Here is a 22,298-nt window from a genome sequence, read left to right as displayed (position 1 = left end):
GCGTCAGCTCTGGTCGAACCGCACCCGGATCTTGACGAGCGCGGTGTGCACGGAGGCGTGGTCCGCGAGGTAGGCGGAGATCGCGTGCGCGTCGGCGTCCTCGGCCAGCGGCGTCGTGCCGATCGCCAGGACGACGTACCTGCGCCCGACGGCGTTGCCGGTCCACTCGTCGGTGACGGGGTGGCTCAGCCAGACCCCCTCCGCGGTGCACAGCTCGACACTCATCGCCCGCAGGGAGGCGTACAGGGTGTCCGTGCCGATCGGGAGGATGTCACCGTCGGCGTCGAGGCGCTTGAGCCCGAACCTCGTGATCGCCGCCCCGAGCGTCCCGTCGTCGGGGCGTCCGATCGGGTGCACGAGGACGTAGGCGGTCGGCTCGCCGAACGGGTTCGGGGCGGACCAGGTGGCCGCCCCGACCTCCGGTGCGGACCTCATGGTCGGAGTCGTGTTCGTCACGCTGGCGAGGCTACCGGGGAACCGCTGAACGCTCGCGGCGAGCCGGCCGCGGCGAGCGCTCACGCGTGAGCATCGAGCCCAGGCTCGCGACGTCGTCGGCGAGCGCGCGCACGGTGGGGTCCGGGGAGTCGCCGCCGTGCACGGGAGCGACCGGGGTACGCCGGCCCATGTCGGCCCGGTCTCCCGTCCTGGCGAGCGCGGCGAGGTCGTCCGCGAGGTCGTCGAGCGCCGCGGCGTCCTGGGTGGTGGCGAGGGAGGCCGAGACGTCCGTCACGCGGTCGGCGACGCGCTCGGCGGCGCTCACGACCGGTATCCAGGCCCAGGCCTCCGCTCCCGCGGGCGGAGGCTCGGACAACGTCCGCTGGAGCGACACGCGCGTGTCGGCGAGCTCCCGGTAGGCAGCGCGGCGTGCGGGTGTCACGGCCTCGGGCGTGCCGTCGTCCGCGACGGCGCGTGCGTAGGCGGCGAGCGCCGCGAGGGCCGAGCCGAACGTCGCCGACACGCGGACGTGCCGCGCGGACGGCCAGACGAGGTAGCCCGCGACGACCACGAGCAGGCCGCCGAGGACTGTCGTCTCGACGCGAGCGAGGGTGAGGTCCCAGACGTCCTCGTGGGGGACGACGGCGTCGAGGAGCAGCATGATCAGCGGGGTGAGGACGAGCGCCTGGAACGCGTAGGAGCGTGCCATGGCCCAGGGCAGGCAGGCGGCGAGGACCGCGAGCACGACGCTCAGCAGGACGGATCCGTGCAGGACGAGCCCGAGCAGGACGGCGACCACCGCCCCGCCGACCGTGCCGACCGAGCGCAGGACGGCCCGGCCGAACACCGAGCCGAGGTCGGGCTTCATGACGAGCGCCACCGTGAGGGGGATCCAGTAGGCGTGCGGGACGGGCAGGACGAAGTACGCGACGTACGCGAGCGCGGTGCACAGCGCGAGCCGCCCTGCCGACGCGAGCAGCGCGGGCCCCGGGGCGACGAGTCGCTCCCGGTGCGCCGCCTGCCCCCCGGCCGTGGTCTTCGGGTCGTCCCACAGCGCGGACTCGAGCAGCCGCAGGCGCACGAGCGTCCCCTCCGGGGCGGTCGAGGGTGCCGGGCGTCGGCGGCGGAGGACGGCGTCCGCGCACTCCCCGAGCCGCGTCGCCGTCGCGGCCGAACGCTCCGGTACGGCGTCGTGGGCGAGCAGGCGCGCGAGGAGCTGGTCGGCGGCGCGCGCCACCGCCGCCGCGCGGTCGTAGTCGCGCGCCGGGCCCTGGGCGTGGCCGCGCCGCGTGATGCCGAGACGCTCGTACGCGTCGATCGCCGTGAGCGCGCGCGCTCGGGGCGCGGCGAGGTCGGTGTCGCCGTCGGCCTGCGCGTGCGCGAGGGCGGCCAGCGCCCGCAGCATCGCCGCGAGCGCGTCCCGCTGGGGGCGGCTGCGGTTGACGAGCACCTCGACGGCGAGGAGCGCCGCGGCGATCCCGGCACCGGCGACGAACAGCAGCGCCGGGCGCCAGTACGGCGCGGCCGCGCTGACGCCGACGGCGATCGCCGCGATGAGGAGCGCCTGCATCGTGGCGACGGAGAGCGCGCTCGAGTACCCGCTCACGACCCCCGAGGCGAACGCCAGGGCCGCCATGACCAGGACGACGAGCCAGGGCGGTGCCGTGGAGAGCGCGCCGAGGAGGTACGCCGCGGCGGCGAGCGGCGTGGTCACCGCGATCTGCCGGAAGCGCACGGGGTACGCCGTCGACCTCTCGCCCGCGGCCAGCAGGAGCGTCCCCATGCTGACCCACATCCCGGTCACGGCGTCCCCGAGAAGGGCGCCGACGAGGACCGGCCCCCCGACGCCGAGGGCCGCCCGGACGGACCTCCCCACCGGCCATGCCGCGGGCGCGGCGCTCGCGAGCGCACGCAGCCACGTGGACGGCTTCCACTCGTGCGGGCCGCCACCGGCCCCTCGTGCCTCGTCCACCTGCTCACCCTCCGTCGCCCGTCGCCCGTCGCCCGTCGCCCGTCGCCCGTCGCCCGTCGCCCGTCGCCCGCTCAGGGTGAGGGCAGGGCGTCGAGATCTGTCAAGGTGTGGAACACGCGATCGCAGTACACGAGGGGGCGGCCGGGTCCGGTCGCAGAGGAGGTTCACGACGAACGTGGACGCGCCCAGCACCGCACCGGCCGCCCCCGCGTGGTGCGTGAACGAGAACATGAGGACGCGGGGCTCGACCGCGACCGAACCGAGGCTCGAGACCGTCAGGCCGACCGGGCCTGCGGGCGTCTGCGCCGTCACGAGCGCGACGCCCGCGGCATGCATCCGCAGGGCGTCCTTCATCCGCTCTTCGGGCGCCGCGGTCATGGTCTCTCCTGTCGTCGGTCGGACGCGACGGACGCGGTGCTCCCGCGCCCGCCCGTCCTCGTGGTCCGGTCCCCCGGTCAGACGAACGTCCCGCCCGGGGTCGGGTCCACGTTCTCGAGCTTCCTGCCCGCGGCGACGAGGACGAGGCCGAGCGCGATGATCGGGGGGATGAAGATCGACGCTCCGTTGACGAGCGCCTGGTCCGCCCAGAAGCCGATCGCCGCGCCGCCGGAGAAACCGAGGATCGTGAGGAAGAAGATCCCCGCCCACTTGATGTTGGTCTCACCGTTGGGACCCTGCTTCGTGAACGCCGACTGCATGAGGAAGTTGAAGGCCATCTGGACGACGGAGGTCACGGCGATGTTGCCGTAGAGCATGCCGTGGTTCTTGTGGAACGCGTTGCCCTGGGCCCCGGCGACGAAGCTGATGCCGATCGCGATCCAGTGGGCGGTCAGCGAGTGGTCCGCGGTCAGGTCGAGCGCCGCCTCGTTGCCGGACCCCTCCCCGACGAGCGTCAGGGCCAGCACGCCGAAGAGGACGAGCAGCAGCATCTGGGCGACGAGGACGGCCACGGTGAAGGTGCGACCGCTGCGCAGGAAGCTCGTCATGAGGATCCCGCACAGCGCCGACCCGAGCCCGAACGCGAGGACCGACAGGGCCGGGAACCACAGCTTGTCCCAGTTGCCCTGGACCAGCCAGTAGCCCAGGGACACCACGTTGCCGGACTGCACGGTCGAGAACGTGGACGCGTTGGCCAGCGTCCAGGCGTTCATCGCCCCGGCCATGATCGCGAGCAGGAAGCCGACGAACGGCAGCTCCATGAGGGGAAAGCCGGTCGTCCGGTCTTCCTGGACGGCCTGCGCGCCGGCAGGTGCTCTGGTGGACATCGCTCACTCCTTGACGACGGGTCCGCCGAGCACGTCGTCGACGGTCGGCGGGTGGGACTCCGTGGTCCGGGGACCTGCGGTGGACGCGCGCAGCGGCGCGAGCGCCTCCGTGACGGCGAGGGACCGACCGAGATGCTCGCGAAGCACCCCGGAGGCGACGTCCTCGCCGCCGAGCACGACGTCGGCGATGCGGGACATCGTCGTCAGGCCTGTCGCTTGGACCGGTCGTACCAGATGACCGGGGCCGGCTTGTCGTCCAGGGGCAGCGACTCGACGAACTGCGTCGTGACGTTCAGGTGGTCCGCGACGATCTGTGCCGGGTTGGACGCGAGCCACTTGTTCGCCGAGATGTCGGAGTACTCGGGATTCTTGAAGACCTCGACGAAGATCAGCGGCTCGTCGCCGATGTTCTGCACGTAGTGACCGGCCACGAGCGGCACGATGCCCACGTCGCCGGCCTGGAAGTCGAACGTCCGCGAGAGCCCGTTCGAGTTGAAGATCGTCATGCGGGCCTTGCCCTGGATGTAGTACTGCCACTCCGCGGCCTTCGGGTGCCAGTGCAGCTCCCGCATGCCGCCAGGCTCCACCTCGACGAACGCGGCCGAGATCGTCTTGGCGGCCGGGAAGACGTTGACGTCGACGATGCGCACCCGGCCGGCCTCGCACTCGACCGGCTCGACGTCCTCCATGTGCAGCGTGAAGGGCGACGGGACGCGGCCCGCAGGGACGGAGCGCTCGACCTCGGCGATCGGCCCGGGGACCTCGGCGCGGAAGATGTACTTCTCGCTCTGGGGGAAGACGCTGATCTCACCCACGGACTTCCTCAGGTTCGCCGCGACGACGTCCTGCGGCGTGTGCGCGAACCAGTCGGAGAGGAGGAACGTGAAGTTCTCGGAGAAGTCCGGGTCGCTGAAGACCAGGAGGAACTCGACGCCGTCCTCGAGCCCCTGGATCGAGTGGGGCAGGCCGGCCTCGAAGTTCCAGAGGTCGCCGGCCTTCACGTCGTCGATGAACGAGCGCCCGTACTCGTCGATCGCCGTGACGCGGCAGCTGCCCACGAGCACGAGGCCCCACTCGGCCTCCTTGTGCCAGTGGAGCTCGCGGTACGCACCCGGCTCGAGCGCCATGTTCACGCCCGCGACGTCGAGCGAGGACGGGATCTCCCGGTTGGTGACCTCGCGCGCCCAGCCGCCCTCCTCCAGGCGCTGGTGCGCGTCGGAGAAGGAGTACTTCATGTTGGCCATCGTCCCGTGGTCCGTGACCGGGGCGACGATGATGTCCGGATTCTCCCGGTCACGCCAGATGTCGCGGGGCCCGAGGTCGAGCCACCCTTTGTTGTCGGAGTCGCGCAAGGGCTGCGGCGTGGCATTCTGCTCGGTCATTTCCGTCTCCCGTCAATGATGCACAGCACGGCTTGTCGGCGCCGAGGCGACCGGCGTTCTTGCGAGGAACGTATGCCGAGCGGGACCGACCGCACCGGACGAGGGCACAACTTCGCGCCCCGGCTCGGCACGGTTGAGATCATCACGCGACGGCGGCAACGGGTGCGGACCGGGTGAAAGAGAATGTTATGCGGAGGGTGAAACCGAGCATTTCCGAGAGCCCCGCCGCGCGCTGCAGGACACGTCGACCTAGCCTGCCAGCCAATGAATTATCCCGGTCGGGAGATGTGCCGCCCCACGACACCAGGAGCAATGCCATGGGTCGTACCGCCCCTTCGCACGCGCCTCCGCCGGCACGGAACGCCGGTGCCACCACGCACACGCTCCGGCGCAAGCGTGCGCCGGGGGCGGCGCTGCGCGACGCGGGCACGACGCGAGCGAGCGGCCGCGGCCAGCCGCGCATGGCTGTGCTGGGCGAGTGCGTCCTCCTCGCCGGGAGGCTCGGAGCGATCGTCGACTCCGCACCGGCGTTCCTCGGCCGGGAGCCGGCGACCTTCCTCGTCCACGTCGGCGCACGTCGGGCGGAGCCGGCGCACGACGGCGTGCACTCCCTGCTCCTCAGCACGGGGGCCACCGTGCCGGCACCCGACGACGCACGCATCGTCGGGCTCGCCGTCCCCCGGGCGCGCGTCACGAGCACCGTCCTCGCCCCCCTCACCCGGCTCGCCGAGACACCGCTGGTCCGCGCGTCACGCGCCTTGCTGGTCAATCTCCTGCGCGACGCCCCGCTGCTCGTCGGGGACGCGGTCGACAGCGTCGACGAGCTCCTCGTCAGCCTCATGCGCGGGGTCGTGCACGACCATCCGCACGCCGTGGCGCCGCACGCGCGGGAGTCGACCCTGGCCGCGAGGATCGAGGCGCTGATCGAGGCGAGGCACAGCGACCCCGGGCTGGACGTGGTGCAGATCGCGCGCGAGCTGCACACGAGCCGACGACAGCTGTACCGCCACGTCCCCGGCACGGGGGGCGTCGCCGCGATGCTCGCGCGACGCCGGGTGGAGACCGCGCGCGCGCTGCTCGCGGACCGGCCTGACCTGTCGGTCGCCCAGGTCGCCGCGCGCTCCGGCTTCACGAGCGCCTCCCGCCTGCGCGAGCACTTCGTCCGGTGGCACGGGAGCACGCCGTCGGAGTACAGGCTCCGGGCCGGCGCGGTCCGGGTCCGGTGACGTGTCGCCCCGGCCTCAGATGCCGAGCACGGCCTTGGCGATCGTGAAGTAGACGACCAGTCCCGTCGTGTCGACGAACGTCGAGATGAAGGGTGCGGACACGATCGCCGGGTCGATCCCGACCGTCCGGGCCAGCAGCGGCACACCCGACCCGACGGTCGTGGCGAGCGTGCAGACGCACACCACCGTCAATGCGAGGACGACGCCGATCTGGGGCCCGGCGACGAGCATCGCCGGGCCGATCCCCACGACGGCCAGCGCGAGACCGAGCAGGACCCCCGTCGACGCCTCGCGCCCGACGACGCGCGCGAGGTCTCGGGGCCGCACGTCGCCCACCGCCATCGCGCGCACGACCGTCGTGGCGGCCTGCGACCCGGCGTTCCCCCCGGTGCCGATGAGCAGGGGGATGAAGAGAGCGAGCGCGACGACGGCGTCGAGCTCCGCCTCGAAGTACGACTGGACCCCGACGGTGAGGGTCGCGGCGAGGATGAGGACGAACAGCCAGACGATGCGCGACCGGAAGACCGCGACGACGGACGTCGACAGGTACGGCCTCCGGAGCGGCTCGGTCCCTCCCGTCCGGGCGGAGTCCTCGTCGTCCGCCGCCTCGAGGACCCGCATCGCGTCGTCCACGGTGAGGAGGCCGAGCAGCCGGTCCTCGGCGTCGACGACCGGGACGGCGACGTAGCCGCCGTCGCGCACCACGTTGGCCGCGTGCTCGAGGTCGTCCGTCGCGCGCACCACGGTCGGTCGCGCCATCACGTCGTCGACGACGCACCCGGGGTCGCTGACGAGCAAGCGGCGCAGGGAGACGACGCCGACGACCTGACGACCCTCGCCCAGGACGGGCACCGTGTAGATCGTCTCCACGTCGTCCCCGACCTCGCGCAGTCGGGTCAGCGCCGCGGCGACCGTCGTGCCGGCCGGCACGCTCGCGACCTCGGGGGACATGCGGCGTCCGGCGCTGTGCTCGGGGTACCCCAGGAGCGCGGTCGTGTGGCGCCGTTCCTGCGCGGACAGGCCGTGGAGCAGCTTGGACGCGACGCCCGCGGGGAGCTCGTCGAGCAGCGGCGCGCGGTCGTCGGGGTCGAGCGCCGCGAACAGCTCGCGCACCGCGTCCTCGCGCAGCCCTTCGACGATCTCCCTCTGCAGCGCGGGGTCGAGGTCCTCGAAGACGTCGACGGCGCGGTCCTTGGGCAGCAGCCGGAACGCGACCGCGCGTTCCTCCCTGTCGAGCCGGCCCAGCTCGGCCACGACCTCCGGCGTCCCCGCGGCGACGAGCCTCTCCCGCAGGGCCTGGAGGCGGGGGCGGGCGCGCTCGCGCACCGGGCTCGTGTTCCCGTCCGTGGTCACTCGCCGGCTCCTTCTGCGTGGTCGGTGGCGACGCGACCACGCTCTCACATCCGGGCGCGGCGCGGCGGTCGAGCCGTCGAGGGCGTCGGCCGGGCCGGGTGCTCCGGGGCCGCGCGGTGGATACGGGTCACCGGCTGCGGGCGCACGTGACGCACGTCCTCGCCGTCGGGCGCGCCTCCAGGCGTCCGGCGGCGATCGGCTGCGCGCACGCCTCGCACACGCCGTAGGTCCCCGCGTCGAGGCGCGCGAGGGCCGCGTCCACCTCCTCGACGCGCGCCGCGGCGTCGCGAGCGAGCGCGTCCACCTGAGCCCGCTCGAACGCGATGGTCGCGCCGTCCGGATCGTGCTCGTCGTCCGCGTTCGAGTCGCGGGACGCCTCGACGATGCCCGCGACCTCGGCGCGCAACGCTCCCAGGCGCGCGACGGCGTCCGCTCGCACGGCCAGCAGGCGGTCGCGTGCCGCGCGGTCCGGGGTCGGCGTGCGGTGGTCCGGTGGTGTCGTCATCTCGCTCCCTCAACGTCGCGGAGGGGGTGAAACCGTCCCGGACGGGGAGTCCTGCCCGTGCCCGAGGCATGACAGCGGCGGTCGACGGATGGAAGAGTGGAACTGCCCGGCTCCCCCGGGCCCGCCGCGCGGTCTCGCCCCCGCGGCGCGTGACCGACGTCCGACGGCGAGACCACGGAGGTCTGCATGAGCACGGTCGTCGCCTTCCAGTCCTTCGGCGGGCCGGAGATGCTGCGGGTCGACGACGAGCACGTCGGCGAACCCGGGTCCGGCCAGGTGCGCGTCGCGAACCGCGTCGTCGGGGTCAACCCCGCGGACCTCAAGCGGCTCGCCGGCGCGTTCGGGGGCCGCGTCCCCGGCGTGCTGGGCTTCGAGGCGGCAGGCGTGGTCGACGCCGTGGGGCCCGACGTGCCCGACCTGGCCCCCGGCGACGAGGTCGTGTGGCACGGGACGGGCGCGCAGCGCGAGCTCTCGCTCGTCCGCGCCGACCACGTGCGACGCAAGCCCGCGTCCCTGCCCTTCGAGCAGGCGGCCGTGCTGCCCGTCGCCGCGGCGACCGCGTTCTCCGCCCTCGTCCAGGCGGACGTCGGCGAGGGCGACGTCGTGCTGCTGCACGGCGCCAGCGGGGGCGTCGGTTCGGCGGCCGTGCAGATCGCGACCGCGCTGGGCGCCCGCGTCGTCGGGACGGCGTCGCCGGCCAATCACGACTATCTGCGCGGCCTGGGCGCGACCCCGGTCGCGTACGGCCCGGGCCTCGCCGACGCGGTCCGCGCGCTGCCGGACGGCCTCGACGAGGTGAGCGTCGTCGTCGACCTCGTCGGCTCGGCGGAGACCATCGCCGCGACCGTCGCCCTGCTGGGCGCGGACCTCGCCCCCGCGACGCAGGACGACCCGCCGAGCGCGGTGACGATCGTCGGGTCCGACGCGTCGCGTGCCGCGGGCATCGTGGACAAGGTCGACGCGAAGGGCGCCCTCGACGAGGTCCTCGCGCTCGCGGAGGACGGGCGGCTCCGGACGGAGGTCTCCGCCCGGTTCCCGCTGCGCGACGCGGCGCAGGCCCTGCGGCTCGTCGCCGACGGGCACGTCCGCGGGAAGGTCGTGCTCGACGTGCCCTGACCCGGACCGAAGTCCCGACAGGTTGTGACGCTGGGCACAAGGTCGCCCCAGGAACCGCGGTATTCCGCCGTTCCTGGGCGCGCAGCAGCGGAAACTCCTTGCGTCCCCCGTGCGCGGGAGTGTGAAATCGTTAGCATGCGTAAGTTTCTTGCCGCTACCGCGGCGCTCTCCTGTGCTCTCCTGCTGGCGTCCTGCGCCTCGCCGACCGACCCGGCGAGCGACGACGCGACGACCCCCGAGACCACGACCACGACCGAGGCGGCCCCCGAGGTGACGCCCACCGTCGTCTCCGTGACCACGACGTGCAACACCTTCTACAGCGGCGAGTACTCCGCCGAGCGCCTCGTCACCGAGACGACGCCGCTGCTCGAGACGCCGGAGGACGAGGCCGCGGCCGCCGCGATCTACACGACGCGCGAGCGCCTCGTCGCGGTCCAGAACTTCGCCGACCCCGACCTCCAGCAGAACCTCAACGGGATCAAGGCCCCGTTCGAGGCCGCCGTGCAGGGCGAGACGATCGACACGTCGAAGCTCCAGGAGTCCCTCGACGCCTTCCGTGCGCAGTGCACCGAGGCCGGGTACGCGTTCGCGTCCTGACCTCCCCGCGCCGCGGTCCGGGCGGCCCGTCCCTCACCGAGGGGCGGGCCGTTCGCGCGTCCGGCCCCGAGACCCGCGTATCCGCCCTGCGACGCGGAGCGGGGCGTCGACGACCGTGGGAGCATCCGACCATGCCCGTGGTCGAGTCCTCGCTCGTGGTCCCCGTCGACCCCGCGACGGCGTTCGCCGTCTCCCAGACGACCGGCGACGTCCGCCTGCGCTGGGACCCGTTCATCCGGCGGCAGCACTTCCTCGACGGCGCCACCGCGCCCGCCAAGGGCGTGCGCACGTTCACCCGGCACCGCAGCGGGCTGTCCATGGTGAGCGAGTACGTCTCCTACAACCCGCCCACGAACGTCGGGATGCGCATGGTGCGCGGCTCGTGGTTCTTCGCGAACCTCGCGGGCGGGTGGCGGTTCGCCCCCGACCCGTCAGGCGGCACGCGCGCGACGTGGCGCTACTCCTTCCGCTGCCGCCCGCGCTGGCTCGCGCCGCTCGCCGAGCGCCTCGGGTCCTGGGTGCTCGGTCGCGACGTCGACCACCGGATCGCCGGCTTCGCGCGCGGCTGCGCGGACCCGGTCGTGCTCGCCGCGGTGCGCGAGCCGACCCGCTGACGGCGGCGCCCGGCGGCGCTGCAGCCGGAACCGTACGCCACCCCGACGGGGCGCCAGGCACCAGACACCGGCGGGCCTCGGGTGTGCCACCCGTGGCGAACCGGATCGCTCGGGTACGCGGTCCGCCCGCGCACGGCACCCGGGGACGACGGCGCCCGGCACCCCGGTCGGACGCGGTCCGTCCGCGCGCGGCGTAGCGTGCGACGCATGGGCCCGCTCGACCGTCGCCGCCCCCGGGCGTTCCTCGCCGTGGTGCTCGCGGTGGTCTCGGTCCTCGGGTCGGCGGGCGCGACGCACGGGCAGCCGGTAGCGCGCCCGCTCGACCTGGCTGCCGTCGCCCTGCTCCTCGTCTCGCCGCTCGCGCTCGTGCTGCTCGTGCCGCGCCCGGTGCTCGCGGTGGCGGTGTCCGTCACGGCCGTCGGAGTCTTCCTCGTCGCCGGGTTCGCGTGGGGACCGGCACTCGCGGGGCCCGTCGGCGTGCTCGTGGGGGTGCTCCTCAGCGGTCCCGCGCAGCGAGCGCGCCGCATGGCGTGGGGCGGAGCCGTGCTGCTGGCGGGGGTGGTCGTCGCCGCCGCGGCGCTGCGCCCCGACGTGCCGCCCCCGGCGACGCTCCTCGGCGGGACGGCTTGGACCGTCGTCGTGCTGCTCGTCGCGGGCGCGATCCGCGACCGGTCCGCCCGCATCGCCGCGGCGCGCGAGGCCGAGCAGGTCGCGCGCGTCGAGCGTGAGCGCACGGCCGTCGCGGACGAGCGGCTGCGCATCGCGCGCGAGGTCCACGACGTCCTCGCGCACTCGCTCTCCGCCATCACCGTGCAGGCGGGCGTCGGGCTCCACCTGCTCGACCGCGACCCCGACCAGGCCCGCAGCGCCCTCACCGCGATCCGCACGACGAGCAGCGAAGCGCTCGACGAGGTCCGCGCGGTGCTCGGGATCGTGCGCGGCGAGGACGGCGACGACGACGCGCCGCTCGCCCCGACGTGGGACCTCGCAGCACTCCCGCGGCTCGCGCAGCAGGCGGAGGGCGGCGGGCTCTCCGTCGCGCTCGAGGTCGACCCCACTGCGGCCGAGCTCCCCGACCGGCTGGCGGGCGTCGTCTACCGCGTGGTCCAGGAGTCGCTGACGAACGTGCGCCGGCACGCGTACGGCGCGACGCGCGTCGACGTCCGCGTCGTCGTCGAGGCGGGACGCGAGTCCGAGGCCGAACCGGGCGACGCCGGTGGCGACGGGGACCGTGGCTCGCGCCGTGTGACCGTGACGGTCACCGACGACGGCACGGGCCCGCCGTCGGACCCCGAGCCCGGCTACGGCCTGCGCGGCATGCGCGAGCGCGTCGAGAGCGTCCACGGGTCGCTCGTGGCCGGGCCGGTGCCCGGCCCGGCTCGGGGACCGGGAGCGGGCTCCGGCACCGCTGGACGCGGCTTCCGGGTGCGGGCAGTCTTTCCCTGGCCGGGCACGACGCCCGGGCCGGGCACCACCGGGCGGGGCGACGACGCACCGCCGTGGCGCGAGGAGGCACCATGATCGACGTCGTGCTGGCCGACGACCAGGCGCTCGTGCGGGGCGGGTTCCGTGCGCTCATCGACTCCGAGGACGACATGCGCGTCGTCGCCGAGGCCGCGACCGGGGACGACGCGGTCCGGCTCGCGCTCGAGCACCTGCCCGACGTCGTGCTCATGGACATCCGCATGCCCGGCCTCGACGGGCTCGAGGCGACTCGGCGCATCGTCGCCGACCGCGCGGCCGCGCACGTGCACGTCGTGGTCGTCACGACGTTCGAGCTCGACGAGTACGTGACCGACGCGATCCGCGGCGGCGCGAGCGGGTTCCTCGTCAAGGACACCGAGCCCGTCGACCTCGTCCGGGCGGTGCGGGTCGCGGCGCGCGGCGACGCCCTGCTCTCCCCCACCGTCACCCGGCGCCTGCTCTCCCGGGTCGCGGACGCGACGCGCGCCGTCGGGCCGGTCCCCGGTGTCGAGGAGCTCACGCCGCGCGAGCGCGAGGTGCTCGTCGAGGTCGCGGGCGGGCTCTCGAACGACGAGATCGCGGGGACGCTCTACCTGTCGGAGTCGACGGTGAAGACGCACGTGTCGCGCGTCATGGCCAAGGTGGGCGCGCGCGACCGCGCCCAGCTCGTCGTCGCGGCCTACGAGTCCGGGCTCGTGCGCCCCGGCTGGGCGGGCTGACTCACCCTGCCGTCGGTCCACCCGGCGTCGGCGGGGACCGGTACCACGGGACGAGCGAGGTCGGCACGCACGGCCGACGACGTGGCGCCGGGCGACGGGAAGCCTGGAGGTGCGGCCGGAACGCGGCCGCCCCCGCCAACCGGCGGGCCGCACCGACACCGGAGGTCGTCATGCTCACCGCACTCACCGGGGCCGTCGTCCCCACGGAGGCCGTCGCGCACGTCGCGCACGCCGGCTGGGGGCCCGGGCCCTGGTGGTTCGTCTTCCCCCTGCTGTGGTTCCTGCTGTTCGCGTCCGTGATCTTCCTCATCGCGCGGCGTGCGCGACGCGGCTGGGGACCGGGCGGCCCCGGCGCGTGGCGCACCGCCGGCCCCGACCCCGTCGCGATCCTCGGCGAGCGCTACGCGCGCGGCGAGATCGACGAGCAGGAGTACCGCTCGCGCCTCGCCGTGCTGCGCGAGGGTCGCCCCCAGCCCTGACGCCGAGAACGACCTGGGTGCCGTCATCCCGTGGATGACGGCACCCAGGTCGTGTTCGCCGGCGCGTGATCGCGCGCCGGCGTCAGGCGGAGGCGCCCACGGGCTCCTTGGTTCCCGACGGCGCCTCGGTGGTCTCGCCCCTCGTCGTGGTCTGAGTGGTCGCCTCGGACGACGCGTCGTCGTCCTCGTCCACGAAGAGGTCCTCGGCCGTCGCGGCCTCGTACTGCTCGAGGTCGAGGATGCCCTCGCGCTTCGCCACGATCGTGGGCACGAGCGCCTGGCCCGCGACGTTGACCGCGGTGCGGCCCATGTCGAGGATCGGGTCGATCGCGAGCAGCAGGCCCACGCCCGCGAGCGGCAGGCCCACGGTCGAGAGCGTGAGGGTCAGCATGACGATCGCGCCGGTGAGACCCGCGGTCGCGGCGGAGCCGACGACGGAGACGAACGCGATGAGCAGGTAGTCGGTGATCGACAGGTCGATGCCGAAGATCTGAGCGACGAAGATCGCCGAGATGGCGGGGTAGATCGAGGCGCAACCGTCCATCTTGGTGGTCGCGGCCAGCGGCACGGCGAACGACGCGTACTCGCTCGGGACACCGAGGTTGCGCTCGGTGACGCGCTGCGTCACGGGCAGCGTGCCGATCGAGGAGCGCGAGACGAACGCGAGCTGGATCGCGGGCCAGGCGCCCTTGAAGTAGCTCGAGATCTTCAGGCCGTTGGTGCGCAGGAGGATCGGGTAGACGACGAACAGCACGACCGCGAGGCCGACGTAGATCGCGACGGCGAACCACGCGAGCGACGCGAGCGACGTCCAGCCGTACGCCGCGATGGCGTAGCCGATGAGGCCGGCGGTGCCGATCGGCGCGAGGCGGATGATCCACCACAGCACCTTCTGCACGATCGCGAGCGCGGAGCGGTTGAACGCGAGGAACGGGTCCGCCTTCTTGCCCGACTTGAGCGCCGCGATGCCGATGACGAGCGCGACGACGAGGATCTGCAGGACGTTGAAGTTCACCGACGTGCTGGCGGTCGCGCCGCCGTCGGCCACCTCGACCTGCGTGCTCGCGCCAAGGCCCAGGACGTTGCCCGGGATGAGGCCGTTGAGGAAGTCGAGCCACGTGCCGGTGCGGCCAGGCTCGGACGCGGCGTCGAGCGAGACGGACGCGCGGTTGCCGGGCTGGAACAGCAGACCCAGGCCGATGCCGACGGCCACGGAGATCGCCGCGGTGATGGCGAACCACAGGAGCGTCTGGCCGGCGAGGCGCGCGGCGTTGGTGACGGTCCGCAGGTTCGCGATCGACGCGACGATCGCGGTGAAGATCAGCGGCGGCACGACCGCCTTGAGCAGCGTCACGAACGACGAGCCGATCGTGTCGAGCGTCGTGGTGAGGCCGTTGGGGACGTCGCCCGCGGCGTCCTGCGGGCCCATGGCGAGCGCGAGGGCACCGAGCCCGACGCCGACCGCGAGACCGAGCAGGATCTGCACGCTGAACGAGGGGAACCGGCGCTTCTTCTTCGCGGGCGCGGAGGCCGGAGCCTGCTTCGCCTGCGGGTCGGCCTGCGCGGAGGCCGTCGAGGGGGTCGAGGACACGGAGGACCTTTCGGGGTGACGCGGGCGCACGAGCGCCCGCTCTCGGGAGAGGGGCTCGGGACGTCGTCGCGGGGCGCCGGCAGCAGCGCGGCCCGGGCAGGGACGCAGGCACGGAGGTGGCCTGCGCCCTGACGGGGGCGCGCCACGCGCGTCAGCGGCTCAGGTCGCGAGGCGACCCAGGGTCCTGACGGGTGTGCGGAGGCGGGGAGGCGTCAGCGGCGACGGGAGGTCAGCGACACAGCGCGCTGGCGACTCGACGGAGGTCGACGTCGCGGCGCTGGGTGAGCTGCCAAGCAGGCACGCTGACGAACACGGAGGTTCTCCCGGAACGGTGGGTTCTCGCTGACGAGGCGGGCAGATCGACGCCCGCGGCAACCGATCATACCCGCTCGTGGTCAACCAGCCGGTGCCCGGACCTATTCCGGGCTCCGGGTCGGTGCCGACCCGGGCGCTACATCAGGCGCGTCGACTCGAGCGCCTTGGCGAGGTCGTCGTTGAGACCGATGAGCGGGACCCGGAGCACCAGACCCAGGAGCAGCGCGGGGGCGACGAAGAGGACGAGACAGCCGAGGGCGATCCAGTAGTCCGCGTCGTAGATCCCCGCGATGGCCGCGCGGACCGCGGTCGTGGCGTGCGAGACAGGAAGGAAGGGGCTGATGTTCTGGAACCACTGCGGCAGCACGCTGAGCGGGTAGGCCCCACCACCGGCCGAGATCTGGACGACGAGCAGGAAGACGGCGAGGGCCTTGCCCGCCTCGCCGAACGAGAGGACCAACGTGTACGTGATGAGCGAGAACACCAGCGACATCACCCAGCCCGCGAGGATCAGCAGTGCCGGGTAGACCGGCCGCACCCCGACGAAGCCGATGAGCCCGACGTACAGCAGCGAGCTCTGCAGGAGAGCGAGGACGGCGAAGATGCCGTAGCGCCCGAGGTACTCCTGCGGGAGCGTGAGGTCCGCTCCGGACGGAAGACGGTCCCGCACCACGTCGACGCGGATCAGGACCGAGAGCAGCAGCGCACCGACCCACAGGCCGAGCACGGAGTAGAAGGGCGCCATCTGCGCACCGAACGTGTCGACCTTGAACACCGGGATCGTCTTGAGCGCCACGGGAGAGCTCAGCTCGCCGGCGAACGTCTCCGCGTCGGGCCCGATGATCTCGGTGAGCTTGCTGAGATCGCCCGACTCCGAGGCGTCGCGCAGTGCGGAGGCGACGCCGTCGAACCGGGTGGCCGCGGCGTCCAGGTCCCCGGCGATCGTCGTCATGGTGCCCTCGGCGGCCGTGAGCACGCCGGTGAGGGACCCGGAGCCCTCCGACAAGGCGGAGACCGCGCCCGACAGGTCGTCACCGATCGCGACGAACCCGCCGTTGATCGACCCGAGCGTTCCGGCGAGCTGTTCGAGCTGAGGCCTCAGGCTCTCGGTGTACGAGCTCTGGACGCCCTCGACGGCGCTCCTGGCCTCGTCGACGAGCGCGATGACCTCGGCGCGCGTCGCCTGGCTGTCCGCCTCGCCCTGGGACAGGCGCGCAGCTGCCTCCTGGAGGCGGTCCCGCAGCAGCTCCTGACGGGCGAGTGCTCCGTCGATGCGAGAGACGACCAGCTCCAGCGCGTCGCGCAGCAGGGGGTCGGTCGCAGCGTCCGCCTGCGCCTGGAGCTCGTCGCGCAGCCCCTGGTAGGCCGCGATCTGCGTGTCCACCTGCCCGGCGAGCGTGTTCAAGGTCGCCACGGCCGCCTGGCTCTGCGAGTCCAGGGACGTGAAGAGCTGGTCCACCTGGGCGCCGAGCTCTCGATAGCTGTCGGCGCTCGTCGAGAAGGCCGCTGCGAGCGACTCCGTCGCCGTGTCCAGCGTCGAACCGAGGGCTCGTGCCGCGTTCGACCCGTCACCGATCGCGCCGGCCGTCTCGCGCAGGGCGTCGACAGACGAGGTCGCGAGCGACGACGCGCCGCTCACGAGCGGCTTGCTGGACGAGACGAGCATGCCGAGGGCCTGCGCGCTGCTGGCACCCGCGCGGAGCTGAGAGGCGAGCGTCGTGGCGTTCGCCTCCAGCCGGGAGATGGCCGCTCGCGTCTCGGGGTCCTCGAGGTTGTCCGCGAGCGAGGAGACGACGCCTAGCCCGACCTCGTTCAAGGTCTTGGTGAAGGTCTCGTTGATCTGCACCGAGACCTCGGTCGCCGCCTCGCCGGTGATCTTCGGCGACAGCGCGTTCGTCTTCTCGTTCGTGTAGTAGTCGATCCGGGCCGACGTGGCGCCCGGCACGAGGAACGTCATCATCTGCTGGCTGAAGTCCGCGGGGAGCACGAGGGCGGCGTAGTACTCCTCCGACTCGGTGCCCCGTATCGCCTCCTCCGGGCTGGTGAACACCCAGTCGAGGTCGGCGTTGGCGCGCAGCGCGGACAGCACCTGGTCCCCGATGTTGATCCGCACGGGCAGCAGGCCGCCCTCGTACCCCTCGTCGGCGTTGGCCACCGCGACCTTGAGGTTCTTCACGTTGCCGAACGGGTCCCAGCTCGAGAGCACGTTGAACCAGGCGAAGAACGAGGGGATGACGACGACCCCGAAGAGCACGACGAGGGCGATCGTGCTCCGCGTCGCCTGCCGGAGGTCGTGGCGGAAGAGCAGGGAGACGTTCCTCACGACCGCTCCCCCTGGCCCTGGAGCTCCGCCAGCGGCGTGTCCGAGCGGGTGGCCCGCTCCTCCCGCGCCAGGACCTGTCGCAGCGCGCTCTCGGGCATCCCCTCCACCTTCCCCGCGAAGACGATGTTCTGCCGGATGTACTCGATCGTCACGACGGCCCCGATCACGAGGAGGCACAGCACGCCCCAGAGGCCGAGGATGGTCGCCTTGGCGTCCGGCACGATCCAGGCGATGACCAGGAGCGCCGCGCTCACCACCAGACCGATCAGCAACGCCAGGCGGATCACGGTCAGATGGTGCTTCGCGAACCACTCGGCCCGGCGTGCCGTCTCCTCGCGGAACCGCTGTCGATCGCTCAGTGCCTGGACGATCTGGCTGAGCCGGCGCCGGGAGCCGAAGATCTGCACGTCCTCGCTGACGAAGAGTCCCGTCTCGGCCAGCTTGACGTTGAACAGCCGAGAGAAGTTGCCGAGCCTCTGGCGCAGGAAGATCCCCAGGACGAAGGCCAGCACCGCGAACAGGAGGAGCACCGCGACGTAGCGCCAGTAGTAGCCGTCGTAGAACCCGCCGATCGTCTCGCGCATCGCGTCGATGCCGTAGGTGAAGGGGAAGATCGGGAACAGGGACCGGAAGAAGCCGGGCATCATCTCGATCGGGTAGATGCCCGAGGCGCCGGGGATCTGCATGATCACGAGCAGGATCGCCAAGCCCTTGCCGACGTACCCCAGGGACACCGCGAGCGCGTAGATGATCGACACGTAGACGAGCCCGGCGAAGACGCTGGTCGCGACGAACGCCGGGGCGCTGGCCATCTGCACCCCGATGACCACGTCACCGATGCTGACCAGGAGCGCCTGGAGCACGTTGAGCGCTGCGAGGAGCATCCATCTCCCGAGGTAGGCCTGACGCACGGTCAGGTCCGGGACGCCGTCGGTGTCGGCCTCCTGCTTGAGGAGCACGACGAGCATGAACGCGCCGATCCACAGGGCGAGGTTGGTGAACAGCGGCGCCATGGCGGACCCGTACGTGGCGACGGGGAACAGGTTGTGCTGCTTCACCTCGACCGGTGACGACATGAACTGCGCGACCTGCTGCGGGTCGAGCTCGGTCAGCGCGCTCAGCTTGCGCCAGACCTCCGCGCTGCTCAGCGCGCTCACGTCGGTCCGCAGCCTCTCGAGGTCCTGCTCGACACCCTGCAGGTTGCCGTCGAGCAGGGTGACCGCGGAGCTCGCCTCGCCCATCTGGCCCTCGAGACCGTCGAGGAGCACGACCGCCTGCCTCACCAGGTCCCGTTGCGCGTCGAGAGCGGTCGAGAACGCTCCGGCGCTCGCCGACAGCTCCGCCATGGTCCGGTTGATCTCCGGGACGGTGCCGATCAGCACGGTGTGGATCGCTCCCGCCGAGCTCGCCGAGTCCTGGACGGCGCCGTTGATCGCGGTGGCGGTCGTCTGGAGGGCCGTGGAGACGTCCGTGATGTCCTGGTTGAGCGCCGCCAGGTCGCCGAGGAGCTGCCGGTCCGCCTCGTTGCGCTCCGTCAGCCGGTCCACCGCCTCGGTCAGCTCGCGATACCCCGGGTCGGCGGGGTCCATGGTCGCGAGCTGGGCCTGGAGCTCGGCGAGCGCCGTGCTGCTGGTGTCCGCGACTGCCCCCGCGTCGTCGATCGCGGTGCCGATCGCGAGGTTCGCGTGCTGCACGCCCGCCGACAGCGTGGTGACGGCGAGGTTGAGCTGCGCCGACGCCCCGGACAGCAGCGTGGCGCCCGAGACGTACGCGGACGTGACCGAGTCGGTGAACGAGACGAGGTCCTGCTGCGCGTCGGCCACGAGCGTCTGGGCCTCGGTGATCGAGGTCTGGACGTCGCCGATCGTCTCGTCGACCTGTGTGAGCGCGCTCTTGGCGTCCGTGAGCGCGGTCCCCGCGTCGGCGAGCGTGGTCTGCAGGTCTGCGAGGCCACCGCGCGCCGCCTCCAGCTCGCCGACGGTGTCGTCGAGCGCGTCGAGCGTCGTGGTCCTCGCGTCGAGCAGTCGGGTCCCCGTGTCGACGCCGGCCTTCTCGAGGTCCTCCGCGACGGTCTTCGCCACGGTGGAGACGAAGGTGCTGTTCACCTGAGAATCGAGGGTCGACGCTCCGACGCCGGTGATCTTCGGCGCGATGGCGTTCGCCTTCTCGTTGACGTAGTAGTCGAGCTCCGGGCGGACGAAGTCCCCCGTCGTGATGCTCAGCAGGTCCTTGCTGAAGGTGGGCGGCACGACAATGGCGGCGTAGTATTCTCCGGATTTCACCGCGCGCATCGCCGCGTCTTTCTCGAGAAATCCCCAACCCAGCTGACGGTTCGACTTGAGCTGGTCGACGATCTGGTCGCCGACGTTGAGTTCCCCCGTCATCTCCGACGACGCGCCCTCGTCGAGGTTGACGACCGCGACCTTGACGTGCTCGGTGTCCGAGTAGGGGTCCCAGAAGGCGAGGATGTTCACCCACGCGTACATGGACGGCATGATGACGAGCCCGAGGACGATGGCCCAGACCTTCGGTGCGTGGAGAATTCTCCCGGCGTCGCGGCGGAACACCTTCAGGGCATTGCGCATCGTTCCTCCTCGTCGCCCCGTGGTGTGCAGCGAGCGCAATTGGACGTCGCCTGGCCGCCTCCTGGACATTGTTGTCCCACGTCAGCGGACAACCGTGTTCCGTGGATGCACGGGATCGTGCCCCGGTGCATTAGTTTGGCGCGGTCGCCACGAAAACTCTCGGCCGACCCGTGATGCCGGGCAAAGATCACCCGTCACATCACCCTGGCATCCCCCGCTCGCTCGACGGCGGCCGCCTGCTCAGCCCGCTCGCGTCGGGCCCGCCGGTCCCGCCGAGGAGGCGCTGCTGGGAGGGTCAGGCGTTCGGAGCGTCGAGGAACGCGTGCATGAGCGGGCCCGCGGTGACGGCACCGCCGTCGCCCGTCTCGACGAACACCGCCACCGCGAGGTCGCCCTGCGTCGCGATCATCCAGGCGTGGGACTGACTGCCGTCGCCGTACTGCGCCGTGCCGGTCTTGGCGCCGGGCTCGCCCGGCAGGTCCTGGAGGATCGACGCCGAGCCCTCGGTGACGACGGCGCGCATGAGGCCGCGCAGCGTCGCCGCCTCCTCCTCGGTGAGGGTGCTGGCGGGCTCCTCGTCGGCGACGGTCTGCACGTCCGGGTGGACCAGGACGGGCGACACCGTGCGCCCGGCGGCGACGCTCGCCGCGACCGTCGCCATCGCGAGCGGCGAGGCCTGGACCTTGCCCTGCCCGATCATCGACGCGGCGTGCTCGGTGCCCTGCGAGTCGGTCGGGACGTCGCCGAAGAATGCCGGTGCGCCCAGTTCGGACTCGACGCCGAGCCCGAGCGACGCCGCGGCGTCGTGCAGCGCCTGCTGCGTCACCGTGTCCCGCTGCCCGATCATCGCGGTGTTGCACGAGTTCGCGAACGCCGTCCGCAGCGGGACGTCGCCGAGCGCGCTCGTCGGGTAGCCGGGGACGTTCTGGAACTCGCGGCCGTCCACGGAGATCGTGGGCGGGCACGAGACGGTCGTGTCCGGGGTGAGCCCCGCGCGCAGCATCGCGAGCGTCGTCGCGACCTTGAACGTCGAGCCCGGCGCGTACTGGCCGGTCGTCGCGGTCGAGAGGCCCTCGCCCGCCGTCGAGCTCGCCGCGGCGAGCACCGCACCCGTCGAGGGCTGGATCGCGACGATCGCGCTCGGCCCCTGCCCCGCCAGCACCTGCTCGGCCGCGATCTGCATGTCCGGCCGGAGGGTCGTGCTCAGCGGGGTGCCGTCCACCGGGTCGACCGCGAAGACCTCCGTCGTCTCCCCGTCCGCGTCGCCCTCGCCGGGCACGATCTCGATGGACAGGCCGGGCACGCCCCGGAGCTGCTCGTCGTACTGGCGCTGGAGTCCGGAGAGACCGACCTGGTCGCCTGCCGCGATCGCCCCGTCGGACTCCTCGACGATCTCCGCCGTCGCGTCCCCCACGCGCCCGAGGATGGGGCGCGCGAACTCGCGCGTCGGGGCGAGCGGCAGCTCGTCGTCGAGCACGCGGACGCCGTCGACGGCGCGGGCGGCGTCGACGTCCACGCCCGCCGTGTCCTCGGTGCGCACCGTGATCGCCTCGACGAACGCCTTCTCCCCCGCACCGGCGACGCGCTGCGCGTACTCCTCGGGGTCGAGCCCGACGATGCCCGCGAGCTCGCGCGCGACCCGGTCCCACGCGCCCGAGGCGACGAGGGTCTTGTCGACGCCGATCCGGTAGACCGGCCGGTCCTGGACGATCGGGACGTCGTCGGCGCCGAGGATGCCCGCGCGCACGGCCGGCACGCGGTTCACCGCGATCCGGTCGCCCTGGCCGAGCTCCGGGACGAGCACGTCCGGCTCCCACACGACGTCCCACGCCCCGGGCCCGTCCTCGCCGTCGGCCGGCTCCGCGAACGACAGCTCGGCCGTCGTCGTGTACTCCCACGCCTGCTCGCCCGCGACCTCCCAGCGGTAGGCGAGCGTCGCCGTCGCACGGTCGCCCGCGTCGTCGCCCTCCTCCACGACGTCCACGGTCTCGACCTCGACCGTGCGCTCGTACGGCGCGAGCGGCTCGAGCACCGCCTCGAGGTGGCCCTGGACGTCCTTCGCCGCGCCGTTGCGGAACTCCAGCCCGCTCACGTCGCCCGCCTCGATCGCCTGCGCGAGCGCGGCCGCGGCGTCCTGCGCCTCCGGCCGGTCGGGCGTGCAGGCCGCGAGCGGCAGTGCCAGGACGGGGGCGAGCGCCGCGGCGCTCGCCCAGCGCACGGCCCGGTGCCGGCCGCGCGGCCGGCCCTGCGTGGTCGTCCGGCCGTGGTCGTGCGCGACGCTGCTCACTCGCTGCTCCCCTGCTCCGTGCCGTTCGGGACGGGAGGGACGCTACCTCACGCGCCCGACGTCCCGGACG

At 73.0% G+C, this 22,298-nt stretch carries 19 protein-coding genes and 1 pseudogene; 7 read left to right on the top strand and 13 right to left on the bottom strand.

From position 1 onward, the window contains the following. Positions 1-3: 3 nt before the first annotated feature. The 6 genes and pseudogenes from JN535_RS01725 to JN535_RS01705 form a co-directional block, all read right to left on the bottom strand. Entirely contained in the window at positions 4-456 is a 453-nt protein-coding gene (locus tag JN535_RS01725) for a hypothetical protein (RefSeq protein WP_205201367.1), read from the bottom strand. Positions 457-466: 10 nt separating this feature from the next. After that, positions 467-2,407: an FUSC family protein gene (locus JN535_RS01720; RefSeq protein ID WP_307868232.1), complete on the bottom strand. Its 1,941-nt coding sequence runs from the start codon at positions 2,405-2,407 to the stop codon at positions 467-469. Positions 2,408-2,620: 213 nt separating this feature from the next. After that, positions 2,621-2,743: pseudogene (locus tag JN535_RS21395) on the bottom strand (flavin reductase family protein); the annotation flags it as partial. A gap of 119 nt (positions 2,744-2,862) precedes the next feature. Continuing rightward, positions 2,863-3,672: a YoaK family protein gene (locus JN535_RS01715; RefSeq protein WP_205201365.1), complete on the bottom strand. Its 810-nt coding sequence runs from the start codon at positions 3,670-3,672 to the stop codon at positions 2,863-2,865. A gap of 3 nt (positions 3,673-3,675) precedes the next feature. After that, positions 3,676-3,870, bottom strand: a complete 195-nt coding sequence (locus JN535_RS01710; RefSeq protein ID WP_205201364.1) for a hypothetical protein — start codon at positions 3,868-3,870, stop codon at positions 3,676-3,678. 5 nt (positions 3,871-3,875) lie between these two features. Next, a complete protein-coding gene (locus tag JN535_RS01705) occupies positions 3,876-5,054 on the bottom strand; it encodes a cupin domain-containing protein (RefSeq protein ID WP_205201363.1) in 1,179 nt (392 codons plus the stop codon). A gap of 317 nt (positions 5,055-5,371) precedes the next feature. Between JN535_RS01705 and JN535_RS01700 the strand changes: the two genes are divergently transcribed. Next, positions 5,372-6,280, top strand: a complete 909-nt coding sequence (locus JN535_RS01700; protein WP_205201361.1) for an AraC family transcriptional regulator — start codon at positions 5,372-5,374, stop codon at positions 6,278-6,280. Between the two features lie 15 nt (positions 6,281-6,295). Here JN535_RS01700 and mgtE read toward each other — a convergent pair whose 3' ends face one another. Then, complete coding sequence (gene mgtE, locus JN535_RS01695; protein WP_205201360.1) at positions 6,296-7,633, bottom strand: magnesium transporter; 1,338 nt, start codon at positions 7,631-7,633, stop codon at positions 6,296-6,298. Between the two features lie 127 nt (positions 7,634-7,760). Further along, on the bottom strand, positions 7,761-8,138 hold the full coding sequence (locus tag JN535_RS01690; protein ID WP_205201359.1) for a TraR/DksA family transcriptional regulator: 378 nt from the start codon (positions 8,136-8,138) through the stop codon (positions 7,761-7,763). 186 nt (positions 8,139-8,324) lie between these two features. Here JN535_RS01690 and JN535_RS01685 point away from each other — a divergent pair, with 186 nt between their 5' ends. The 6 genes from JN535_RS01685 to JN535_RS01660 all read left to right on the top strand — a co-directional run bounded on the left by JN535_RS01685 (position 8,325) and on the right by JN535_RS01660 (position 13,127). Beyond that, positions 8,325-9,254, top strand: a complete 930-nt coding sequence (locus tag JN535_RS01685; protein WP_205201358.1) for a quinone oxidoreductase family protein — start codon at positions 8,325-8,327, stop codon at positions 9,252-9,254. A gap of 135 nt (positions 9,255-9,389) precedes the next feature. Further along, positions 9,390-9,851: a hypothetical protein gene (locus tag JN535_RS01680; RefSeq protein ID WP_205201357.1), complete on the top strand. Its 462-nt coding sequence runs from the start codon at positions 9,390-9,392 to the stop codon at positions 9,849-9,851. 131 nt (positions 9,852-9,982) lie between these two features. Next, complete coding sequence (locus JN535_RS01675; RefSeq protein WP_205201356.1) at positions 9,983-10,465, top strand: SRPBCC family protein; 483 nt, start codon at positions 9,983-9,985, stop codon at positions 10,463-10,465. A 207-nt stretch (positions 10,466-10,672) separates the two neighbouring features. Beyond that, complete coding sequence (locus JN535_RS01670) at positions 10,673-11,986, top strand: sensor histidine kinase (RefSeq protein ID WP_205201355.1); 1,314 nt, start codon at positions 10,673-10,675, stop codon at positions 11,984-11,986. Next, on the top strand, positions 11,983-12,648 hold the full coding sequence (locus JN535_RS01665) for a response regulator (RefSeq protein ID WP_205201354.1): 666 nt from the start codon (positions 11,983-11,985) through the stop codon (positions 12,646-12,648). Before JN535_RS01670 ends, JN535_RS01665 begins: the two co-directional genes overlap by 4 nt. 170 nt (positions 12,649-12,818) lie before the next feature. Further along, complete coding sequence (locus tag JN535_RS01660) at positions 12,819-13,127, top strand: SHOCT domain-containing protein (RefSeq protein WP_205201353.1); 309 nt, start codon at positions 12,819-12,821, stop codon at positions 13,125-13,127. Between the two features lie 82 nt (positions 13,128-13,209). Here the strand turns inward: JN535_RS01660 and JN535_RS01655 are convergent, their stop codons facing one another. The 5 genes from JN535_RS01655 to JN535_RS01640 all read right to left on the bottom strand — a co-directional run bounded on the left by JN535_RS01655 (position 13,210) and on the right by JN535_RS01640 (position 22,228). Then, positions 13,210-14,718, bottom strand: coding sequence for a dicarboxylate/amino acid:cation symporter (locus JN535_RS01655; protein WP_374100392.1), 1,509 nt, complete (start codon positions 14,716-14,718; stop codon positions 13,210-13,212). Between the two features lie 229 nt (positions 14,719-14,947). After that, positions 14,948-15,019: a putative leader peptide gene (locus tag JN535_RS21685; protein ID WP_369799778.1), complete on the bottom strand. Its 72-nt coding sequence runs from the start codon at positions 15,017-15,019 to the stop codon at positions 14,948-14,950. A gap of 150 nt (positions 15,020-15,169) precedes the next feature. After that, positions 15,170-17,356, bottom strand: coding sequence for a YhgE/Pip domain-containing protein (locus JN535_RS01650; protein ID WP_205201351.1), 2,187 nt, complete (start codon positions 17,354-17,356; stop codon positions 15,170-15,172). After that, positions 17,353-19,941 carry a YhgE/Pip domain-containing protein gene (locus tag JN535_RS01645; protein ID WP_205201349.1) on the bottom strand — a complete coding sequence of 863 codons (2,589 nt, stop codon included), beginning with the start codon at positions 19,939-19,941 and terminating at the stop codon, positions 17,353-17,355. Before JN535_RS01645 ends, JN535_RS01650 begins: the two co-directional genes overlap by 4 nt. A 295-nt stretch (positions 19,942-20,236) precedes the next feature. Next, positions 20,237-22,228, bottom strand: coding sequence for a penicillin-binding transpeptidase domain-containing protein (locus tag JN535_RS01640; protein WP_307868072.1), 1,992 nt, complete (start codon positions 22,226-22,228; stop codon positions 20,237-20,239). Positions 22,229-22,298 lie beyond the last annotated feature (70 nt).

Origin of the sequence: Cellulosimicrobium cellulans, assembly GCF_016921195.1 — a bacterium.
Lineage (GTDB): Bacteria > Actinomycetota > Actinomycetes > Actinomycetales > Cellulomonadaceae > Cellulosimicrobium > Cellulosimicrobium cellulans_F.
The sequence above is the reverse complement of the archived record's forward strand: the minus strand, read 5'-3'. Positions and strand labels throughout refer to the sequence as shown.

Excerpts from the sequence above, each read along its gene's own strand:
- JN535_RS01715 (WP_205201365.1), bottom strand. The coding sequence starts at position 3,672 with ATGTCCACCAGAGCACCTGCCGGCGCGCAGGCCGTCCAGGAAGACCGG.
- JN535_RS01710 (WP_205201364.1), bottom strand. The coding sequence starts at position 3,870 with ATGTCCCGCATCGCCGACGTCGTGCTCGGCGGCGAGGACGTCGCCTCC.
- JN535_RS01705 (WP_205201363.1), bottom strand. The coding sequence starts at position 5,054 with ATGACCGAGCAGAATGCCACGCCGCAGCCCTTGCGCGACTCCGACAAC.
- JN535_RS01700 (WP_205201361.1), top strand. The coding sequence starts at position 5,372 with ATGGGTCGTACCGCCCCTTCGCACGCGCCTCCGCCGGCACGGAACGCC.
- JN535_RS01690 (WP_205201359.1), bottom strand. The coding sequence starts at position 8,138 with ATGACGACACCACCGGACCACCGCACGCCGACCCCGGACCGCGCGGCA.
- JN535_RS01685 (WP_205201358.1), top strand. The coding sequence starts at position 8,325 with ATGAGCACGGTCGTCGCCTTCCAGTCCTTCGGCGGGCCGGAGATGCTG.
- JN535_RS01680 (WP_205201357.1), top strand. The coding sequence starts at position 9,390 with ATGCGTAAGTTTCTTGCCGCTACCGCGGCGCTCTCCTGTGCTCTCCTG.
- JN535_RS01675 (WP_205201356.1), top strand. The coding sequence starts at position 9,983 with ATGCCCGTGGTCGAGTCCTCGCTCGTGGTCCCCGTCGACCCCGCGACG.
- JN535_RS01670 (WP_205201355.1), top strand. The coding sequence starts at position 10,673 with ATGGGCCCGCTCGACCGTCGCCGCCCCCGGGCGTTCCTCGCCGTGGTG.
- JN535_RS01665 (WP_205201354.1), top strand. The coding sequence starts at position 11,983 with ATGATCGACGTCGTGCTGGCCGACGACCAGGCGCTCGTGCGGGGCGGG.
- JN535_RS01660 (WP_205201353.1), top strand. The coding sequence starts at position 12,819 with ATGCTCACCGCACTCACCGGGGCCGTCGTCCCCACGGAGGCCGTCGCG.
- JN535_RS01645 (WP_205201349.1), bottom strand. The coding sequence starts at position 19,941 with ATGCGCAATGCCCTGAAGGTGTTCCGCCGCGACGCCGGGAGAATTCTC.